Source organism: Chitinophaga niastensis, assembly GCF_003014755.1.
GTDB classification, from domain to species: Bacteria; Bacteroidota; Bacteroidia; order Chitinophagales; family Chitinophagaceae; genus Chitinophaga; species Chitinophaga niastensis.
Genome location: NZ_PYAW01000003.1, coordinates 589,721 through 605,634, shown reverse-complemented (window position 1 = coordinate 605,634; position 15,914 = coordinate 589,721). Strand labels below are relative to the sequence as shown.

Here is a 15,914-nt window from a genome sequence, read left to right as displayed (position 1 = left end):
CGAATTGCGAATCAGGAATTACGGATTTGTGGGTAGATATTCCCGTAGATTTATCGGTAATATCTCCCTGTTAATCCGTAATTCCCAACTCGTAATTTGGAGCCCATTACCTGAAATAAATCATTAAAATGATCCGATGCCCTTTATCCGTTACATAATGTTATGGGGGCTGGTCTTCTTTTGCACAGTTACAACAGCCCTGGCTCAGGGCCTTATGATCCGTAACTATAATGTAAAAGACGGGCTGGCTAACGCCACTGTTTATGCTGCTGTGCAGGATAAGGACGGGTTCATATGGTTTGCTACTCCTACCGGCGTCAGCAAATTTGACGGAAAACGTTTCCGTAACTACGCCAAAAAAGACGGGCTCACGGATAATGATGTGTTTAAACTGGCTGCCGATACCAAAGGCCGGGTGTGGTTTTTTACGCTCAACGGCAAGCCCTCTTTCTATGATAAATCAGTCATTCACAGTGAGGCAAACGATTCTTCCCTTATCTTTAACAGTCGTAGCCATTATATGCAATACGCTTTTGAAGGAAAAGCGGGGTACATATGGTTCCTCAATACCAATAACAGGATTGTTCAGTACACCGGTAAAAAAACAATCTACGATAAACTGGGTGCCAGCGGCACAGACCTGTTTTTCCTGATCCGTAATGATAGCATCTTTCATCCCCTGGAAGCATCTTTTCATGTAGATGGTCTCCGGGATCCCAATAACCCTTCTCAGAAAATATTTCCCGTTTGTCCGTACCCGTTAGGTGATCCGGAACTGTTAACACGCATTAACGATAATGCTGTGGTAATAGTGCGTAACGCCCTGTACTCCTACACTGCAAAAGATGCGATATGTTTCTTAAATGGTGCTGAATGGGGCATCCATGACGACATCAGTCATATTTGTATAGATAATGATAACCTGTGGGTGGGCACACAGCGCGCCTTATATTATCTCAAAGGTTTTTTTAAGGGAGAGCGGAAAGTCATCAAACTATTGGATAACCACTATATCACCTCTCTGCTGAAAGACAGAGATGGTAATATCTGGATCACCACTTTTGGCGATGGTGTATATAATATCCCGTATAAAAATTTCTATTTCAGTTATCTGGATAATACCAATGGTTTGTATTCGCACTCCATCTTCAGCATCTGCAAAGATAAAAAATCGGAGATGCTGCTGATTGGTCAAAATGCAGGTATCCTCAATACTATAGACCGCAACAACAATATTAAACAGTTTACGCTGGACACTACTACCGGCCATAACAGTGTATTGACTATTTTGCCTTCCAATGATAATAGTGTACTCATTGGAACGGACAATGGGCTATACCGTTTTAACACCACCACACAGAAATCATTATTGCTGAAAGCAGTTAAAATGCTGAAGGATGTAGATATTTCACCTGCCGGCAAAATCAGGATAGCCGCCAAAAACCAGGTTATTGCCCTAGATGATTATACCATCGGCGACCTGGATATGCTGGTGACTTCTGTAGCCTGTATCAACGATTCGGCCTATTATGTGGGTACCAACACCGGCTTGTATTATTGTACCGATGGGCAAAAACAACTAAAACCTGCCGGCGCGGATACCTTACGCAAACTAAGCATCAAAGACCTTAAATGGGTAGATGGCTACCTGTGGATAGGTACCAGTGATCAGGGTATTTATGTAATGCACAACGACTCCATTGTAAAACACTTGTCTTCCGCCAATAACCTCGCCAGCGATATTTGCCAGCAGTTATATTATGATGGCAGAGGCCGGCTCTATGTGGCCACCAATCGTGGTGTTTCTGTAATTGATGTAATAGCGCAATCCATCACCCGCAATATCACTTCCAATGATGGCCTCATGTCAGATGATATCAGGGGAGTATTCAACGATGATGGCATTCTGTACATAGCCACTTCCAATGGCCTCTGTTATTTCAACGGAGATCATATACCGGTAGATACAATCCCACCGGTCATCTACCTTAGTAATATCCGGTATGGCGACAGCACCTTCCTGCCTGGTCATGATTTTGTGCACCTCTACAAGCGCAAGGCGTCTTTTGAAGCAGAATTTGGTACCATCGTATTTGATTTGCCTGAGCTGGTACAGTACCAATATAATTTTTCGGGAGATACGACTAATGGCTGGATAACCACCATGTCCAATATTATCCCTTTTCCGGACCTGCAACCTGGTAGTTATAAACTGATGGTGAGGGCGCGGAAGTATAAAAGCGAATGGTCTGCTGCATTGAGCATGGACGTGAATATTTTGCCCCGTTGGTACCAGGAATGGTGGGCGAGGGGTATACTCCTCCTGGCAGGAGTATTATTAATTCTCGTTGTTTTGCGCTATATTGTAAGGCGTATCAAGCAGGCAGAGAAGAGGAAAACAGAATATAACCGGCGCATCGCGGAGCTGGAGGCTAAAGCGCTTACCAACCAGATGAATCCGCATTTTATTTTCAACTCGCTGAACTCGGTACAACACCTTATCCTGGAAAAAGAAGAGAAGCAGGCATTGAATTTTCTGGCAGATTTTGCAACACTAATGCGTCAGATGCTCAACAATTCCCGCAAATCCTATATTTCTCTGGAAGAAGAAATCGCTTTTCTGACCCGTTACCTTGAGTTGGAAAAGATCCGGTTTGCGCATTCATTTACCTATCACTTCATCATGGAAGATGCGCTGAAGGATTATACTATCTATATTCCGCCAATGATTATTCAACCAATAGTGGAGAATGCTATTAAACATGGTCTGGCACCCAAGAATATTAGCGGTTACATGGAAATACGCCTGGAAATGGTGGATGACCTGTTATATTGTTCGGTAGATGATGACGGAATAGGCTGGGACAAGTCCAACAGCATTAAAAATTCAAGACTGATAAAACACGAGTCCACAGCGCTCAGCGTGATTAAGGAGCGGCTGCAGATTATAAAATCTTTTAATGGAAGTGTTGGAAAGTTAGAAATTATTGATAAATTTAAATCTGGTTTCGGCAATAAGGAAGGTACCTTAGTTGAAATACTGATTCCCATTGTTAAGATGTTATGAGTAATATAAAAGCTGCCATTGTAGACGATGAAGTCCGCAACATTCATATTTTACGCAATATACTAGAGAACTACTGCAAAGATGTGACAGTTGTCGGTGAAGCGCAAAATATCAATGAGGCGGCAGAAATGATTAAGAACAACCCCATTGATGTACTGTTTCTTGATATTGAGATGCCTCCACACAATGGGTTTCAATTACTGGAGATGTTTCCGGTGTTGAATTTCGAAGTCATTTTTATCACCGCATTTCAGGAATACGCGCTGCAGGCCATTAAATTTGCCGCACTGGACTACCTGTTGAAGCCTATCAAGGTGAGTGAGGTAGAAGATGCCCTGGAAAAAGTAAAGAAAAGTAAAAAGGGCCGGCTTAACGAACTGGCATCTATTCTGAAAGATTATGTAAAGAACAATGACAACGCTTTCTCAAAGATTGTAATCCCGGTAAATGATGGTTATAATGTAATTGACCTCAAGGATATCATCTATTGTGAAGCATTTGACAGCTACACCAAAATTCAGCTGATCAATAACGTTTCTCATCTTATTTCAAAATCCTTGAAGGAATATGAGGAAATGCTCTCTGATAAGGGTTTTTATCGTGTTCATAAATCCTTCCTTATCAATATTCATCACATCGTAAAAATCATCAAAGGCCTTGGAACCGCTGTAGTGATGAGCGATCAGAAGAATATTCCTATCTCTTCCCGCAAAAAGGACGAATTCTTTACACAACTGAAAGGGGTGATTAACCTGTAAGATTAAAATTATTGCGTATACATTACTGCCGGTGGCTTAGCGCTTAACCGGCTTTTCTGTGCGTTCCCTAAACTAATCTAGCCTTTGACGAAGTAATGTAAAAGTCAATCATATACTTATATTATTTTTAATATGGGTTTTCATAGATGGCTAATTGCATGGTAAGTCTATCCAGGCACTACATGTATTGACTTAATGGAAAAGTCCCGTTCTCCTTTAACCGAGACGGGACTTTTTGTTTAAATTATACATCGCCGGTGTTACAGGTTTTCTGTGCCTGCTCCGGTACCGGTATTGATATTGTAGTAATAGATATTGCCACCTTTTTCAGGATAGAATCCTATCAGCTTCAGGGTTTTTTGTTGATCCAGTGCATTGCTCAACGCACTTACGGAGGTAATGGAGGTATTACCAGCCTTGAGTATCACAAAGCCTGGTGCCATCGTGGTTTGTTTTTTAATAATACCGTTGCCGATATCAGTAACCCGTACCCCGCCGTTAATCCCCATATTGGCAGCATCTTCTTTGTCCAGCTCAGACAGCTCAACGCCCAAACGATCCAGTGTTGTTATTTTAACCACATCAGTATTGCCTTTCACGTTTTTCATGATCACATTATTCACAGTTACTTCTTTATCGTCGCGCAAGTAAGTAATGCTGATCTTATCACCTGGTTTGTAGCGGGCTACCTGCTCGCCTATCTGGGAAGGTCCCGGGATATTTACGCCATTGATGGCGGTAATCACATCTCCGGAGCGAAGACCGGCCGCTGCTGCGGAACCGTTAGGAATCACCTCTGTGATCTGTGCACCATTCACATCTCTGCGGATACCAATTTCTTTCAACTGTTCATCGCTCATAGCAGATATAGCTGCCTGTGTAGGGTATTTTACACCCAGGTAAGCTCTTTGTACGTTACCATATTTCAGGATATCGTTCACTACTTTTTTGATGAGGTTCACCGGGATAGCGTAGGAATATCCTGCATAAGAGCCGGTTGGAGAAGCAATGGCAGAGTTGATACCCACCAGTTCACCGGAGGTATTTACCAACGCACCACCACTGTTGCCCTGGTTTACTGCCGCATCGGTTTGTATAAAGGACTCGATAGCCGTGTTTACCTTTCCACCACTTCTGTTGATACCGATGGAGCGCGATTTGGCACTTACAATACCGGCAGTTACCGTAGCATCCAGATTTAAGGGATAACCTACCGCCAGCACCCACTGGCCTATTTCCACATTGTCTGAGTTACCGTACAACAGGTAAGGCAAAGCTTTGGCCTCTATTTTAATCACCGCCAGATCTGTGCTGGGATCGGCACCTATGAGTTTAGCCTTAAAGGATTTGTTTTCGGTACTCAGTGATACATTGATTTCATCTGCATCCGCTATTACGTGATTGTTAGTAACGATATAACCATCTGCAGAAATAAGTACACCTGAGCCGGAGGCCATCTGGCCGGGAATATAGTATTTACGGCCATCGCCGCCACCATTGAATTCATTGCCAAAGAAGTCATCTCCTAAAAGATCCTGCAGGATACTGCGTCTTTGCTGGAGATTATTGCCATTGGTAACGGGGCGTGGATTGATCTTTGTTTTGATATGTACTACGCCGGGAACAGCTGTTTTAGCGGCTGCCGTAAAATCAGTGGGGGCTGCAGCGTTGGAGCGCCCCTGGGTGCCGGGCATGTAACGCGCATAATTTACGGGGACTTCAGTATTGCCATTCTGGAAAAAATTAGACCGCCCTGATTGGAGATATTTGCTGTACACAAATATGGAGGCAGCGGCAGTTACAAAACTGATAAGAACAGTTGCAACAATTTGCTTGAATTTCATATTATAGTGTGTTTGCGTGATGATTAACTGATATAATAACGCTGGGATGTCATCAATTTACATGCCTTGGGTACAAATTTAATTATGTGAAGGAATGAAACATAGCAGGGCCATTTTACTTTAACAATTTTTTACAGCAATCGTTAAATACGCCTTAATACAAGTCTGACATGTATGGCAGGTTATCTGTCAATATAACAAGTAATTACGACAATTTGTTAGAAGGCGTTTGTCTTTCCCAGGATTAGACTGATTATGCTGATTACCCTGATTTTATTCTTTTGATTTTGAAGGATTTAAAAAGATTAGCGAAGATCGAAGCTGATATTTCCGCTTTAGTCTTCGCTAATCTTTTTAAATCAAAAGAATAAAATCGGGGTAATCAGCATAATCAGTCTAATCGGGAGAAAGACAAAACTTCATTATACACTTAATAGAAACTTCATGGTGTCCACACCATCTGCGTAATCGCTCAGGGAAGGCTGTTGTGCGTAACCAAAGGGCGTGAAGGACCGACCTACGAGGCACTGTAATACTTCCTCTCCGGTGAGCTCCTGTTGCAACTGGGCCATATCCACATAGTAGCTGTAATGTAATACACTTATGGGCGAAAACAGGGAGGTGGCTTCATGCAGCAGGATGCTACCGTTGGTAAGGTAGGGGCTACTGTTGAGCAGCAGCAGGGCCAGGTTATAATCGTAGTTGTTTTTGTATTTGTGGTGATCTGCCAGGTAACTGTATTTTTCCAGGGCGGTGAGCAGCGGTGTAAAGTCGTAGCCTACCGGTACCAGTATTTTGGTAACGTTTCTGCAACCCAATCCGAAGTATTGCATAACATCATCTGCCAGTGCTTCCAGCTCAACCTGTGTTTCTGAGCCGGTGAGTATCGCTGCTGAGGTGCGGTTATGCCGGATGATATGTGGATATTTTGCGAAATAGTAGTGAAAGTAGCGGGCAGAGTTGTTGCTACCGGTGGCAATATAGGCATCACAGTTTTTCAGCATATCCTGCACTTCTGTTTGTTGCGCCTGGTCAGGATACCATTCTCCCATTTTTTGGAGGATATGTTTCATCAGTATTTCATCCTTACCGGAAAGTTTCATTTTTACCTGGTGTCCGGCTACGAAACCGCAAAGCCAGTCGTGGAAGCCTACCATCGGGATATTACCGGCAGACACGATGCCCACTTTTTTGGGAAAACGGCCATTGGCGGCTTCCGGATACTGCTGTAACCACTGCTGTAAAGGTGCGGGAGCCAGGAAATATTGACAGATATTATCGATTGCTTTGTCAATAAATGCCGGAATAAACCATCCGTTTGCGATATAAGCACGTTCTTTCACTGCTTCCAATTCCGGGCTTTTATCCGCCAGGTACTGGCCTAAACGAACCAACGCGGCTTCTTTTTCTGCTATATTCATGAAACTGTATAAATAATTGACTTAATTAAACCGGGAAAATTTTATTTTTGTCACACAAAATTAATGGCTTACTACTTAACTAAAAAGTTTACACTATGGCAATTAAGATAACAGACGAATGTATAAACTGTGGCGCCTGCGAACCAGAATGCCCCAACAATGCAATATACGAGGGCGGTGTAGAATGGGCCATTGCTGATGGCACCACCGTAAAAGGCTCCTATACATTGATGGATGGTACAGTAATGGATGCTGACCAGCGAAATGCGCCAATCAGTGTAGATGCCTACTATATTGTGCCCAACAAATGTACTGAATGCCAGGGATTTCATGAAGAACCGCAATGTGCGGCTGTTTGCCCGGTAGATTGTTGTGTACCTGACGAAATGTATCAGGAAACAGTTGATGAGCTGCTAGGAAAGAAAGCCAAACTGCACATCTAAAATATGGTAAAGGAAGCTTAAAAAACCGTCGCGGCTTTGGCCGGGACGGTTTTTTTTATGTAATTTGAACCCTAACGAGCGGCCGGGGGTACGGCTCTTGACAATTAACAAATAACCTTTAACTTTACCCGCTTATTGTAAAATATCTTATGAAGAAGAATATAGCTTTGGTAGCCGGTGGATATTCCGGAGAATATGTGATATCTGTTCAAAGTGCGGTAACAATTGAAAATAACCTTGATAGCAGTAAATATGCGGTATACAAGATTATCATTACAAAAGAGAACTGGAGCTATACCGGCGCGGATGGGCATGTAACTGAAGTAGATAAAAATGATTTTTCTTTAACGATAGCCGGCAAAAAAATCACTTTTGATGCAATATTTATAGGTATTCATGGTACACCAGGCGAAGATGGCCGTTTACAGGGCTATTTTGAAATGCTTGGTATTCCGTTTACCAGCTGTGGTATGGTTACCTCTGCGTTAACTTTCAACAAAAGTTACTGCAATAAAGTGGTAGATGCACTGCAGGTAGTGAATGTATCCAAATCAGTGCATATTTTCCGTGATCAGCCTTATGCTGTTGCAGAGATATTACAGCAACTGCGTTTACCTGTATTTGTTAAGCCAGCTGAAGGAGGCAGCAGCATTGGTATGTCAAAAGTGAAGACTGCTGAAGAGCTGCAACCTGCTATAGAAAAAGCTTTTAAGGAAGATACCCAGGTATTGATTGAAGAGTTTATCAAAGGCCGTGAGCTGACCATTGGCCTGTATCGTGCCAACGGCGGCATCACAGTGCTGCCTATCACCGAAGTGGTGAGCAGCAAAGAGTTTTTTGATTACGAAGCCAAATACACACCAGGTGTATCTAATGAAATTACGCCGGCTCCAGTATCAGACGAAATTACACGCCTGGTGCAGCAAACAGCTACCATATTGTATAATAAGCTGAACTGTAAGGGAATTACGCGTATTGATTTTATATATGAAGAAGCCAGCGGGAAATTATTTTTTCTGGAAGTAAATACTATGCCAGGGCAATCAGAGAATAGCCTGGTGCCGCAACAGGTAAGAGCATCGGGGCAAACTTTACAGGCATTCTATGGCGCATTGCTCGAAGAATGCATGAAATAATAATTACGAATTACGAATTGGGAATTACGAATTTTCGCGAAGATCTGCCGACAGCGCCGTAATTCGCAATTCGTAATTCGTAATTCCAAAGATTATCACACTTAATACAATTATCGTGTTCGACTTTATTACCAAACGCTCATTTGGATTTAATCTCTTAGCTGTTATTGCCTTCTTTTTTATACTGGCGCTGCTGTTTTTTTCCATGCTGGGCTTCATTACCAAACACGGACAGCAACTAACAGTGCCTGATGTGCGCGGAAAAAATGTAAAGGAAGCTATTGCCACCCTGGAAAAAGCAGGTTTTGAAGCGGATGTAAGAGACTCTATTTATATTGATAGCATTCCTCCTTTGGCGGTATATTCGCAAACACCCGACAAAGGCGCACAGGTAAAGGTGGGTAGAACCATCTACCTCACGGTGAATAAAATGGTGGCACCAATGGTGAAAATGCCGGATCTGGAAGGACTTACTTTCCGTAGTGCTGAAATGATGCTGAAAAGTATGCGCCTGAACGTGGGAGACACTATTTATAAGCCTGATTTTGCTACCAATACAGTATTACAGCAATTATTGAACGGTAAAAAAGTCAAGCCCGGCACACCGGTAGCGGAAGGCAGCAATATTACGCTGATCCTCAGCAGCGGTACCGGCAGTGTGGAAAACCCGGTGCCTAACTTTGTAGGACTTACTTACGCAGAAGCCAGGGAAATGCTGAGCGCCAGCAACCTGAGTGCCGGCACAATCATTATAGATCCAAGTGTAACAGATACCGTGAACGCCTTTATTATTAAGCAGGTACCTACCCGCAAAAATGAAATAGGTGATTTTAATATGGTGAGAGCCGGTGAAAGTGTGGACTTTTGGTTGTCGGCAACTAAGCCAACAGGTGATAGTGCTGCGCAAAAGCCTATTCCACAGGAATAGTGAAAATGGTGTAATTTGATTTTAAATTCTTTATAACTATGCAAAACATAACAGCAGAAGAGCTGAAACAGCGTATAGACAGCGGCGAAGAGCTTTATATAGTGGATGTAAGAGAGCCTGGTGAGCGTGCTGAATTCAACATCGGTGGTGTACATATTCCATTAGGTCATATACAGGCGATGCAGGTAGATGAACTGGAAGAGTGGAAAGAGAAAGAACTGATTGTATACTGCCGCAGCGGTAACCGCAGCGGTCAGGCTTGCATGTTGCTGGACACTATGGGCTTTACCAATACCAAAAACCTGGTCGGTGGTATGAATAAGTGGCTGGAACTGGGACTGTGATTTTTATGATTAATATGATTCTCCTGATGAGTAGAGATTTTTACGAAGATCTTTGTTATAATCTTCTCGCATCAGGAGAATCAAAAAAATCATAGAAATCACAGTTGCACAATAGCAGTAGCTTCAATTTCTACCAGGTAGCGCGGGTCTATCAGTTTGCTCACCTCTACCATAGTAGTGGCAGGTTTGATGCTTTTAAAAAACTCCCCATGTGCCCGTCCGTATTCTTCCCATTTAGAGATATCTGTAACAAACATACGTGTACGTACTACATCGTGTAGTGTAGCGCCGGCATTGATGAGTGCTACTTCAATTTTTGCCAGTGCAAATTTCGTTTGCTCATAGGCGTTACCTTCTGCCACTACTTTATCATTGTCCACCGCTACGGTGCCTGATACTTCAATTACATTGCCTACCCTTACTGCCCGGGAATAGCCTACTTTGCTTTCCCATATAGCCCCTGAAGAGTAAATAGTACGTTTCATACGGTATATTTTAGAGAGATGAGAAGATCTCCAAAATTACAACATCTTCTTTATTGTGGGGACGCAGTTTCCGGAGCCGGTACTGTAGACCTGAATTTCACCACTTTTCCCAGTAAATCAAACCAGAAGGGCGCACCAAGGGAGATAGCAAGCGCTGTTACCAGCCATCCGGCAAAGATGAGCCAACCATTTTGCTGGAAAGGATGTGTAAAGCCGCAACGCGTAATTTTATGTCCGCCGGAACTATCTGTTAGGCATCCCCGGCTGATTCCCAATACGTTCTTAGCATCTCCTGCATCATTGCGCAGCATTGCATATACACCGATGAGGGCTGTATCGTTTACGAATACACGCAGCGAGGTATCGGAACGGAAAAAGGCGCTGTCTTTGTGAACAATGTTTTTACGTATAAGCGTATCCGTTATAGCGGTATAGGCAGGTGTGCGGCTCACTGCCAGCTGCACCATTTGTTCCCTTACATTTTTATCTTTCATCAGGATACGTGCAATGGCAATGGAATCTACATTAAACAAAGCTGCAATACCAATGCCTATTACCAGTAACCAGGTTTGTGTTTGTTTACGGTACCAGCCGCTGGCACGCGTCATGGTTTCATTAAACCAGCCTTCCATATTGACGCGGAATTGTTTTACATCATGATGGGCATCTTCAAAGAGATTTTGCAGATGCGTTTGTGTATCCGGTGCCATTTGCAGATAGTTATGCGCCAAACTATCCCTGATAGCCAGGGCATCTGTAGCCTGAGGCTCTTTGCTGCTGCCGCGTAACAGGTGCAGCATGGTTTGAGAAAAAATCTGCGGACTAATATATGCTGGTCTGGCTGCGGCACTGTTTTCACCCAGGTAGCGGATGGAAGGAGCATCGTAAAATTTTTTGAGAAAAGATTGTTTTCTAAAAGGTGCAAAGAAATAGAACACGCTCCAACCCAATTCACAAAACCAGTTGAAAAAGGTAAATCTTCCTAAAAATCCCAGATCGGCGCTATGGTCATCCTCTTCCAGCATCCGGCGCAAACCTTTGGTGAGTATACGTGCACGGGAATTAAATACTCTTGCTATCAGTTCCTGAAGAATAGATGCCAGCAGGCTGTAAAGCAGATAAATGAAAATAAGGCCCAAGGCAACGTCGATGGCCAGGTTACTAAACATAAGGATAGGTATTAGTTGACATATAGATATAGCTATAAATGTAAATATTATTATGAAGATAGTAAGGCGCTACGCAATGTATTTGCTTTTTGGACGTTCGTATAGCCATAGACATTATATCTTTGCGCACATTTGAATTCATATGAAATTGAAAAATTTATCTCTGTTTCTGTTGTTGGTAGCAACATCCGGCGCTTCCGCACAGATAACCTACAGAGACACGGAGAAGAAGCCAACGAAGCCAACATTGATTCCTTACGACAGTAGTATTGCTTTTCAGCACCTGACAGCTGATATTGCTCAGCTAACACTGGTAGGGCAGGAGATCACTTTTTTAAAGCTGAACCCAAAGCGGTTGGCGAAGAACAAAGAAGATTCTCTGCTGGATAATATAAAGCTGAAAAGCATGGTGGAGGTGCCTTACAAAGGTGTACTCAGGGGCGGCCATTTTTATACCCCTTACAAAGCGGTGGAAAATAAAACCTTTAAAATTGTTGATTACGACAGGAAACACAACGAAGATGGCAGCACACTATTGATATTTACACTTTGGGATGCGGATCACAAAACAGTACTCTACCAGGTAGATGCCGACCATCTTTCCACCACACCTGTTATCATCAATGGTAATTATGAGTGGCTGAAGAAAAAGTACATCGGACAAAAATTATATGTACGGAAGGGTAGTAAGATTAATTATAAGACAGAAAATCTGCTGGACAATAACAAGGAAATTACACTGGATGAAACAGAAGAATTTTCCTGCACAGACATCGCTGTTATTTTTGCAGGCCAACAAAAATATGGTCAGCCGTATATTATTGCCAAAAGCAATGTCAATGGGGAGATAGCGATAGGTGTGGGCAACAGGAGTGAGTATACGAAAGGTCCGCTGGTAGAGAACTTATGGACAGAAAAAGAACGCGAAGCGTATCTTTCCGAGCAAAAAAAATAATATCAGGATATAAGTGACTGGTTATTTTGTTTCAACAGTATAGCTGCATTGAAACAAAATAACCATGTTATTCAAATTCAAAGAAGCAGCAGCTACCACCTACCCAGGTATCTTTGTTGTTAAATCCTACGCCAATCATCTTTCCCTTACTGATTCGTGCGAGGTTATGTACCAGTACAGGGCGAGCAGCACCATCTGCCCATATATACATCATGCGTATTTCGCAAATAGCAGACCCCGTTGGGGTTTCGATAGCAGGTGCATACTTTACTTTATGTTGCAGTATCCAGTTTTCAGGATCTTTTATCTTATCAATATCTTCCGGTGTTACATCAATCTGTACGCCTTGCCCTGCAAAAGAAAAAAGTGGTTTTAACACGTAGTTCTCCAGGTCGGCAGGGATTACCGGCAACTCATGCAGGAACCAGCTTTTAGGCACATATTCACTGTGAATAAAAGGCATCATATACTTACTGATGCGGTAAAACCAGTTAGGGTGGGTGATCCATTCCACATCCAGGTCCTGGAACAGGTTTACATGCTCGCCCAGGGTAGCAGACTGTTGCTGCAGATCATCAAAAATAATACGGTTATAGATGCGTCGGATGGGCGTTTTAATGCCATCTCTCTCATAAAATAATTTTTTACCATCCTGTATCAGCTTTGTTAAACAAACAGTTTTGATCCCCAATGCTTTTTCAGTGCTATAAAAATCAATACGGGTTTTTTGTTCTTCCGGTTTCACTTCCAGCAGGATCACTTCTTCCGGCGCACAATCTCCAATAATCATTTCGCGCAACACCTGGTAATAGGAGGTTTCATCCAGGTCGTTAAAAAAATTATTCAGTGATGCCGGGATATCAAAATGTTCTTTAAACTGACGGGCCATTACTTCCTGGAAAGCGTACATCGTGGGAAAGCCCTGCAGTTCTATAAGCTGAGGAATCAGCGAATCATCTTCTGCTTTACATACGGCAAAATCAATGACAATAAAATGTGGATGATCATTTTCATGCGGTACTTTCAGTGCCGCCGGAATGGCATCCGTGGTAATGGTTTTGAAATCGGGGCGCAGGATGACATTCACAATTTCTTCGCAGGCCTGTACCAGCTTTGTGCTGAGCGCTGCGGGTATAAATACCGGCGTTTCCGCTATGCGGAAAGCGGGCGCTATGCCAGCGTCCTGTGCGATACCAGCTAAAAATTGCTTGTACTTAGCCGGGGTGAATTGCTTATTATAGGATGTTCTGACTGCGGTAATCATGGTGTCTTTTAATTAGAAAAAAGAATGCTCATTATCTGTATGAGTGGCTACCTGTACCAATCGCTCAATAGCGGCGAGTCTTTCAGACAAGCTGCCATAAATGGCATAATCCAGGAAGGCAGTAATGAAACGATCGTGCGTAAGCATGATCTTATCAGGATCAGTGAGTTGACTGATCATGCTGTTATATTTAGCAATGCCGTGGTTGTTAACCACTTGTTTTTTCTTTTCTTCCTGCAGCAGGTACATATGCATACCGGCCGCATCTGCTTCCGGATGGAATTGGGTGCCAATAAAATGATCATTGAACCGAATGGCCATGGTAGCGCGTTCCAGCGGTACGTGCGGTCTTTGTTTTTCCAGTGCTAATACGTGGCCACCCATTGCCTGTAAGTTTTTATAGTTGAGCTCTATCACTTGCCAGTCGCGGCTATCAACTATATAAAAAGGATCGGGCAGGGCGCTGAATACTTTCTCCTGCATGCCTGCAGCGGTTTTATGCACGGGGAAAACGCCGAACGCAGGTGATTTGCGCCTGCATACATTTCCCAGTTTATAATACCGGCACATGATCTGGTAGGAGTGACATATAAAGAATACCGGCTTACTGATTTCGTGTGTACGGTTCCATTCCAGCAGTGCATCGATCAGGGAAAAATAAGCGGTTTCCCAATCACTGCCTTCACTGTCTACCGGGCTACCGGGGCCACCTGTGGAGATATAAATATCATAAGAAGTGTCTGGCACCTGTTGTTGCTGCCGCACTTCAAATTCATCAAATTGCAGGTCGAGTGCGTGCATGCTGGCGTATTTCGACAGTATCTCGCGGATACATCGCATTCCTTCATTAGGAACACCTTCATACATATCCAGCACGGCTACCTTCCAGCTGTTTTTAATTGGACGCATGCTACAAAATTACGAATTACTTCCCTTCTTCACTAACACCCCTGCAGGAACTGCTGTTGTATGAAGTCGGTAACAGCTATCAGGTTACCGGTTTCTTCAAATACTTTCAGCTGTTTGTCTGCGCCACTGCCTCTTTCCATTAGCCTGGTAGTGGCTGCAATTACATCGCGGCTACCCAGCTCGTCCACTACATCATCAATAAAATCGAGTAATTCAAAAATGAGTGCGCGGGTATTAATCTCCATCTCTTTACCAAAATCAATCAGATAGCCATCAATACCATACCGGGATGCCCGCCATTTATTTTCGTTGATGAGCGCGCGGTTATAGATGATGAAGTTGAGATTTTGCATGCGCAACTTGTAGATCTTGGCGCATACAGCCTGGAATAATCCTGCCAGTATTATCGTATCGTCTACCGTGAGCGGTACATCACACACGCGGAATTCTACCGTGTTGAAGAAAGGATGTACGCGTAAATCCCACCATACTTTTTTGGCGTTATCGATACAATTGGTTTTTACCAGCAGCTTGATATAGTTGTCATATTCTTCTATGCTGGCAAAATAATCGGGGATACCGGTGCGGGGAAATTTATCGAAAACCTTGGTACGAAAGGATTTGAAGCCGGTATTACGACCTTCCCAAAAAGGCGAGTTGGTGCTGAGCGCAAAAATATGCGGTAAAAAGTATCTAACGGAGTTGGCTATATGAATAGCCATTTCCCTGTTTTCCATACCTACATGCACGTGCAGTCCAAAGATAAGATTGGATCGGGCGGCATCCTGCATTTCGTTCACTATTTCAAAGTAGCGGGGATGATCGGTGATCAGTTGCTTCTCCCATTTGCTGAAGGGATGTGTGCCGGATGCACCAATGCTGAAACCAAGGTCGCCGGCTATCTGCGCAATGGTACGGCGCAGTAAGGATACATCTGCCCTGGCTTCGTGGATATTGGCGCAGATCTTTGTGCCTACTTCCACTACTGCCTGATGAAATTCGGCTTTTACCTGGTCGCTGATCACTTTATGCGCCTGTTCTACAATTTTTTGTTCATGTGATCTGAGTTCCCGGGTGCTGGGGTCCATTACCATGTACTCTTCTTCAATGCCCAGCGTGAACGCCTTAAACATGTTTTGTTGCTTTTAGCTATTAGCTGTTAGCTTTTAGCGTGAATGATATTTTAGCGAT

14 protein-coding genes are annotated in these 15,914 nt (G+C 43.3%); 7 read left to right on the top strand and 7 right to left on the bottom strand.

Going from position 1 to position 15,914, the window contains the following annotated elements:
* Positions 1–136: 136 nt before the first annotated feature.
* Positions 137–3,067, top strand: a complete 2,931-nt coding sequence (locus tag CLV51_RS17055; protein ID WP_106529263.1) for a sensor histidine kinase — start codon at positions 137–139, stop codon at positions 3,065–3,067.
* Positions 3,064–3,825 (top strand): LytR/AlgR family response regulator transcription factor, encoded by a 762-nt coding sequence (locus tag CLV51_RS17050; RefSeq protein ID WP_078672331.1) that lies wholly within the window; start codon positions 3,064–3,066, stop codon positions 3,823–3,825. The genes CLV51_RS17055 and CLV51_RS17050 overlap by 4 nt, the downstream gene beginning before the upstream one ends.
* A 260-nt stretch (positions 3,826–4,085) precedes the next feature.
* Here the strand turns inward: CLV51_RS17050 and CLV51_RS17045 are convergent, their stop codons facing one another.
* Both CLV51_RS17045 and CLV51_RS17040 read right to left on the bottom strand, forming a co-directional pair.
* Complete coding sequence (locus CLV51_RS17045) at positions 4,086–5,669, bottom strand: trypsin-like peptidase domain-containing protein (RefSeq protein WP_106529262.1); 1,584 nt, start codon at positions 5,667–5,669, stop codon at positions 4,086–4,088.
* A 422-nt stretch (positions 5,670–6,091) separates the two neighbouring features.
* Positions 6,092–7,090 carry an aldehyde dehydrogenase family protein gene (locus CLV51_RS17040; RefSeq protein ID WP_106529261.1) on the bottom strand — a complete coding sequence of 333 codons (999 nt, stop codon included), beginning with the start codon at positions 7,088–7,090 and terminating at the stop codon, positions 6,092–6,094.
* 95 nt (positions 7,091–7,185) lie between these two features.
* On the opposite strand from CLV51_RS17040, the gene CLV51_RS17035 reads away from it, so the two are divergent.
* The 4 genes from CLV51_RS17035 (at position 7,186) to CLV51_RS17020 (ending at position 9,941) form a co-directional block, all read left to right on the top strand.
* Positions 7,186–7,533 carry a 4Fe-4S dicluster domain-containing protein gene (locus CLV51_RS17035; protein ID WP_106529260.1) on the top strand — a complete coding sequence of 116 codons (348 nt, stop codon included), beginning with the start codon at positions 7,186–7,188 and terminating at the stop codon, positions 7,531–7,533.
* 149 nt (positions 7,534–7,682) lie between these two features.
* Entirely contained in the window at positions 7,683–8,669 is a 987-nt protein-coding gene (locus CLV51_RS17030; RefSeq protein WP_106529259.1) for a D-alanine--D-alanine ligase, read from the top strand.
* Between the two features lie 115 nt (positions 8,670–8,784).
* Positions 8,785–9,597, top strand: coding sequence for a PASTA domain-containing protein (locus CLV51_RS17025; protein ID WP_106529258.1), 813 nt, complete (start codon positions 8,785–8,787; stop codon positions 9,595–9,597).
* A gap of 38 nt (positions 9,598–9,635) precedes the next feature.
* The gene (locus tag CLV51_RS17020; RefSeq protein ID WP_106529257.1) at positions 9,636–9,941 is read left to right on the top strand and encodes a rhodanese-like domain-containing protein; all 306 of its coding nucleotides are present in this window, start codon (positions 9,636–9,638) and stop codon (positions 9,939–9,941) included.
* A 98-nt stretch (positions 9,942–10,039) separates the two neighbouring features.
* Here CLV51_RS17020 and CLV51_RS17015 read toward each other — a convergent pair whose 3' ends face one another.
* Both CLV51_RS17015 and CLV51_RS17010 read right to left on the bottom strand, forming a co-directional pair.
* On the bottom strand, positions 10,040–10,426 hold the full coding sequence (locus tag CLV51_RS17015; RefSeq protein ID WP_106529256.1) for a RidA family protein: 387 nt from the start codon (positions 10,424–10,426) through the stop codon (positions 10,040–10,042).
* Positions 10,427–10,476: 50 nt separating this feature from the next.
* Positions 10,477–11,595, bottom strand: a complete 1,119-nt coding sequence (locus CLV51_RS17010; protein ID WP_106529255.1) for a hypothetical protein — start codon at positions 11,593–11,595, stop codon at positions 10,477–10,479.
* 142 nt (positions 11,596–11,737) lie between these two features.
* On the opposite strand from CLV51_RS17010, the gene CLV51_RS17005 reads away from it, so the two are divergent.
* Positions 11,738–12,550 carry a hypothetical protein gene (locus CLV51_RS17005; protein WP_106529254.1) on the top strand — a complete coding sequence of 271 codons (813 nt, stop codon included), beginning with the start codon at positions 11,738–11,740 and terminating at the stop codon, positions 12,548–12,550.
* A gap of 67 nt (positions 12,551–12,617) precedes the next feature.
* Here the strand turns inward: CLV51_RS17005 and CLV51_RS17000 are convergent, their stop codons facing one another.
* Genes CLV51_RS17000 through CLV51_RS16990 form a run of 3 tightly spaced genes read right to left on the bottom strand, consistent with a single transcriptional unit; the run spans position 12,618 to position 15,856 of the window.
* Positions 12,618–13,814, bottom strand: a complete 1,197-nt coding sequence (locus CLV51_RS17000) for a hypothetical protein (RefSeq protein WP_106529253.1) — start codon at positions 13,812–13,814, stop codon at positions 12,618–12,620.
* Positions 13,815–13,826: 12 nt separating this feature from the next.
* Positions 13,827–14,723: a type 1 glutamine amidotransferase gene (locus CLV51_RS16995; RefSeq protein ID WP_106529252.1), complete on the bottom strand. Its 897-nt coding sequence runs from the start codon at positions 14,721–14,723 to the stop codon at positions 13,827–13,829.
* Positions 14,724–14,755: 32 nt separating this feature from the next.
* The gene (locus CLV51_RS16990) at positions 14,756–15,856 is read right to left on the bottom strand and encodes a carboxylate-amine ligase (protein ID WP_106529251.1); all 1,101 of its coding nucleotides are present in this window, start codon (positions 15,854–15,856) and stop codon (positions 14,756–14,758) included.
* Between the last annotated feature and the right edge of the window lie 58 nt (positions 15,857–15,914).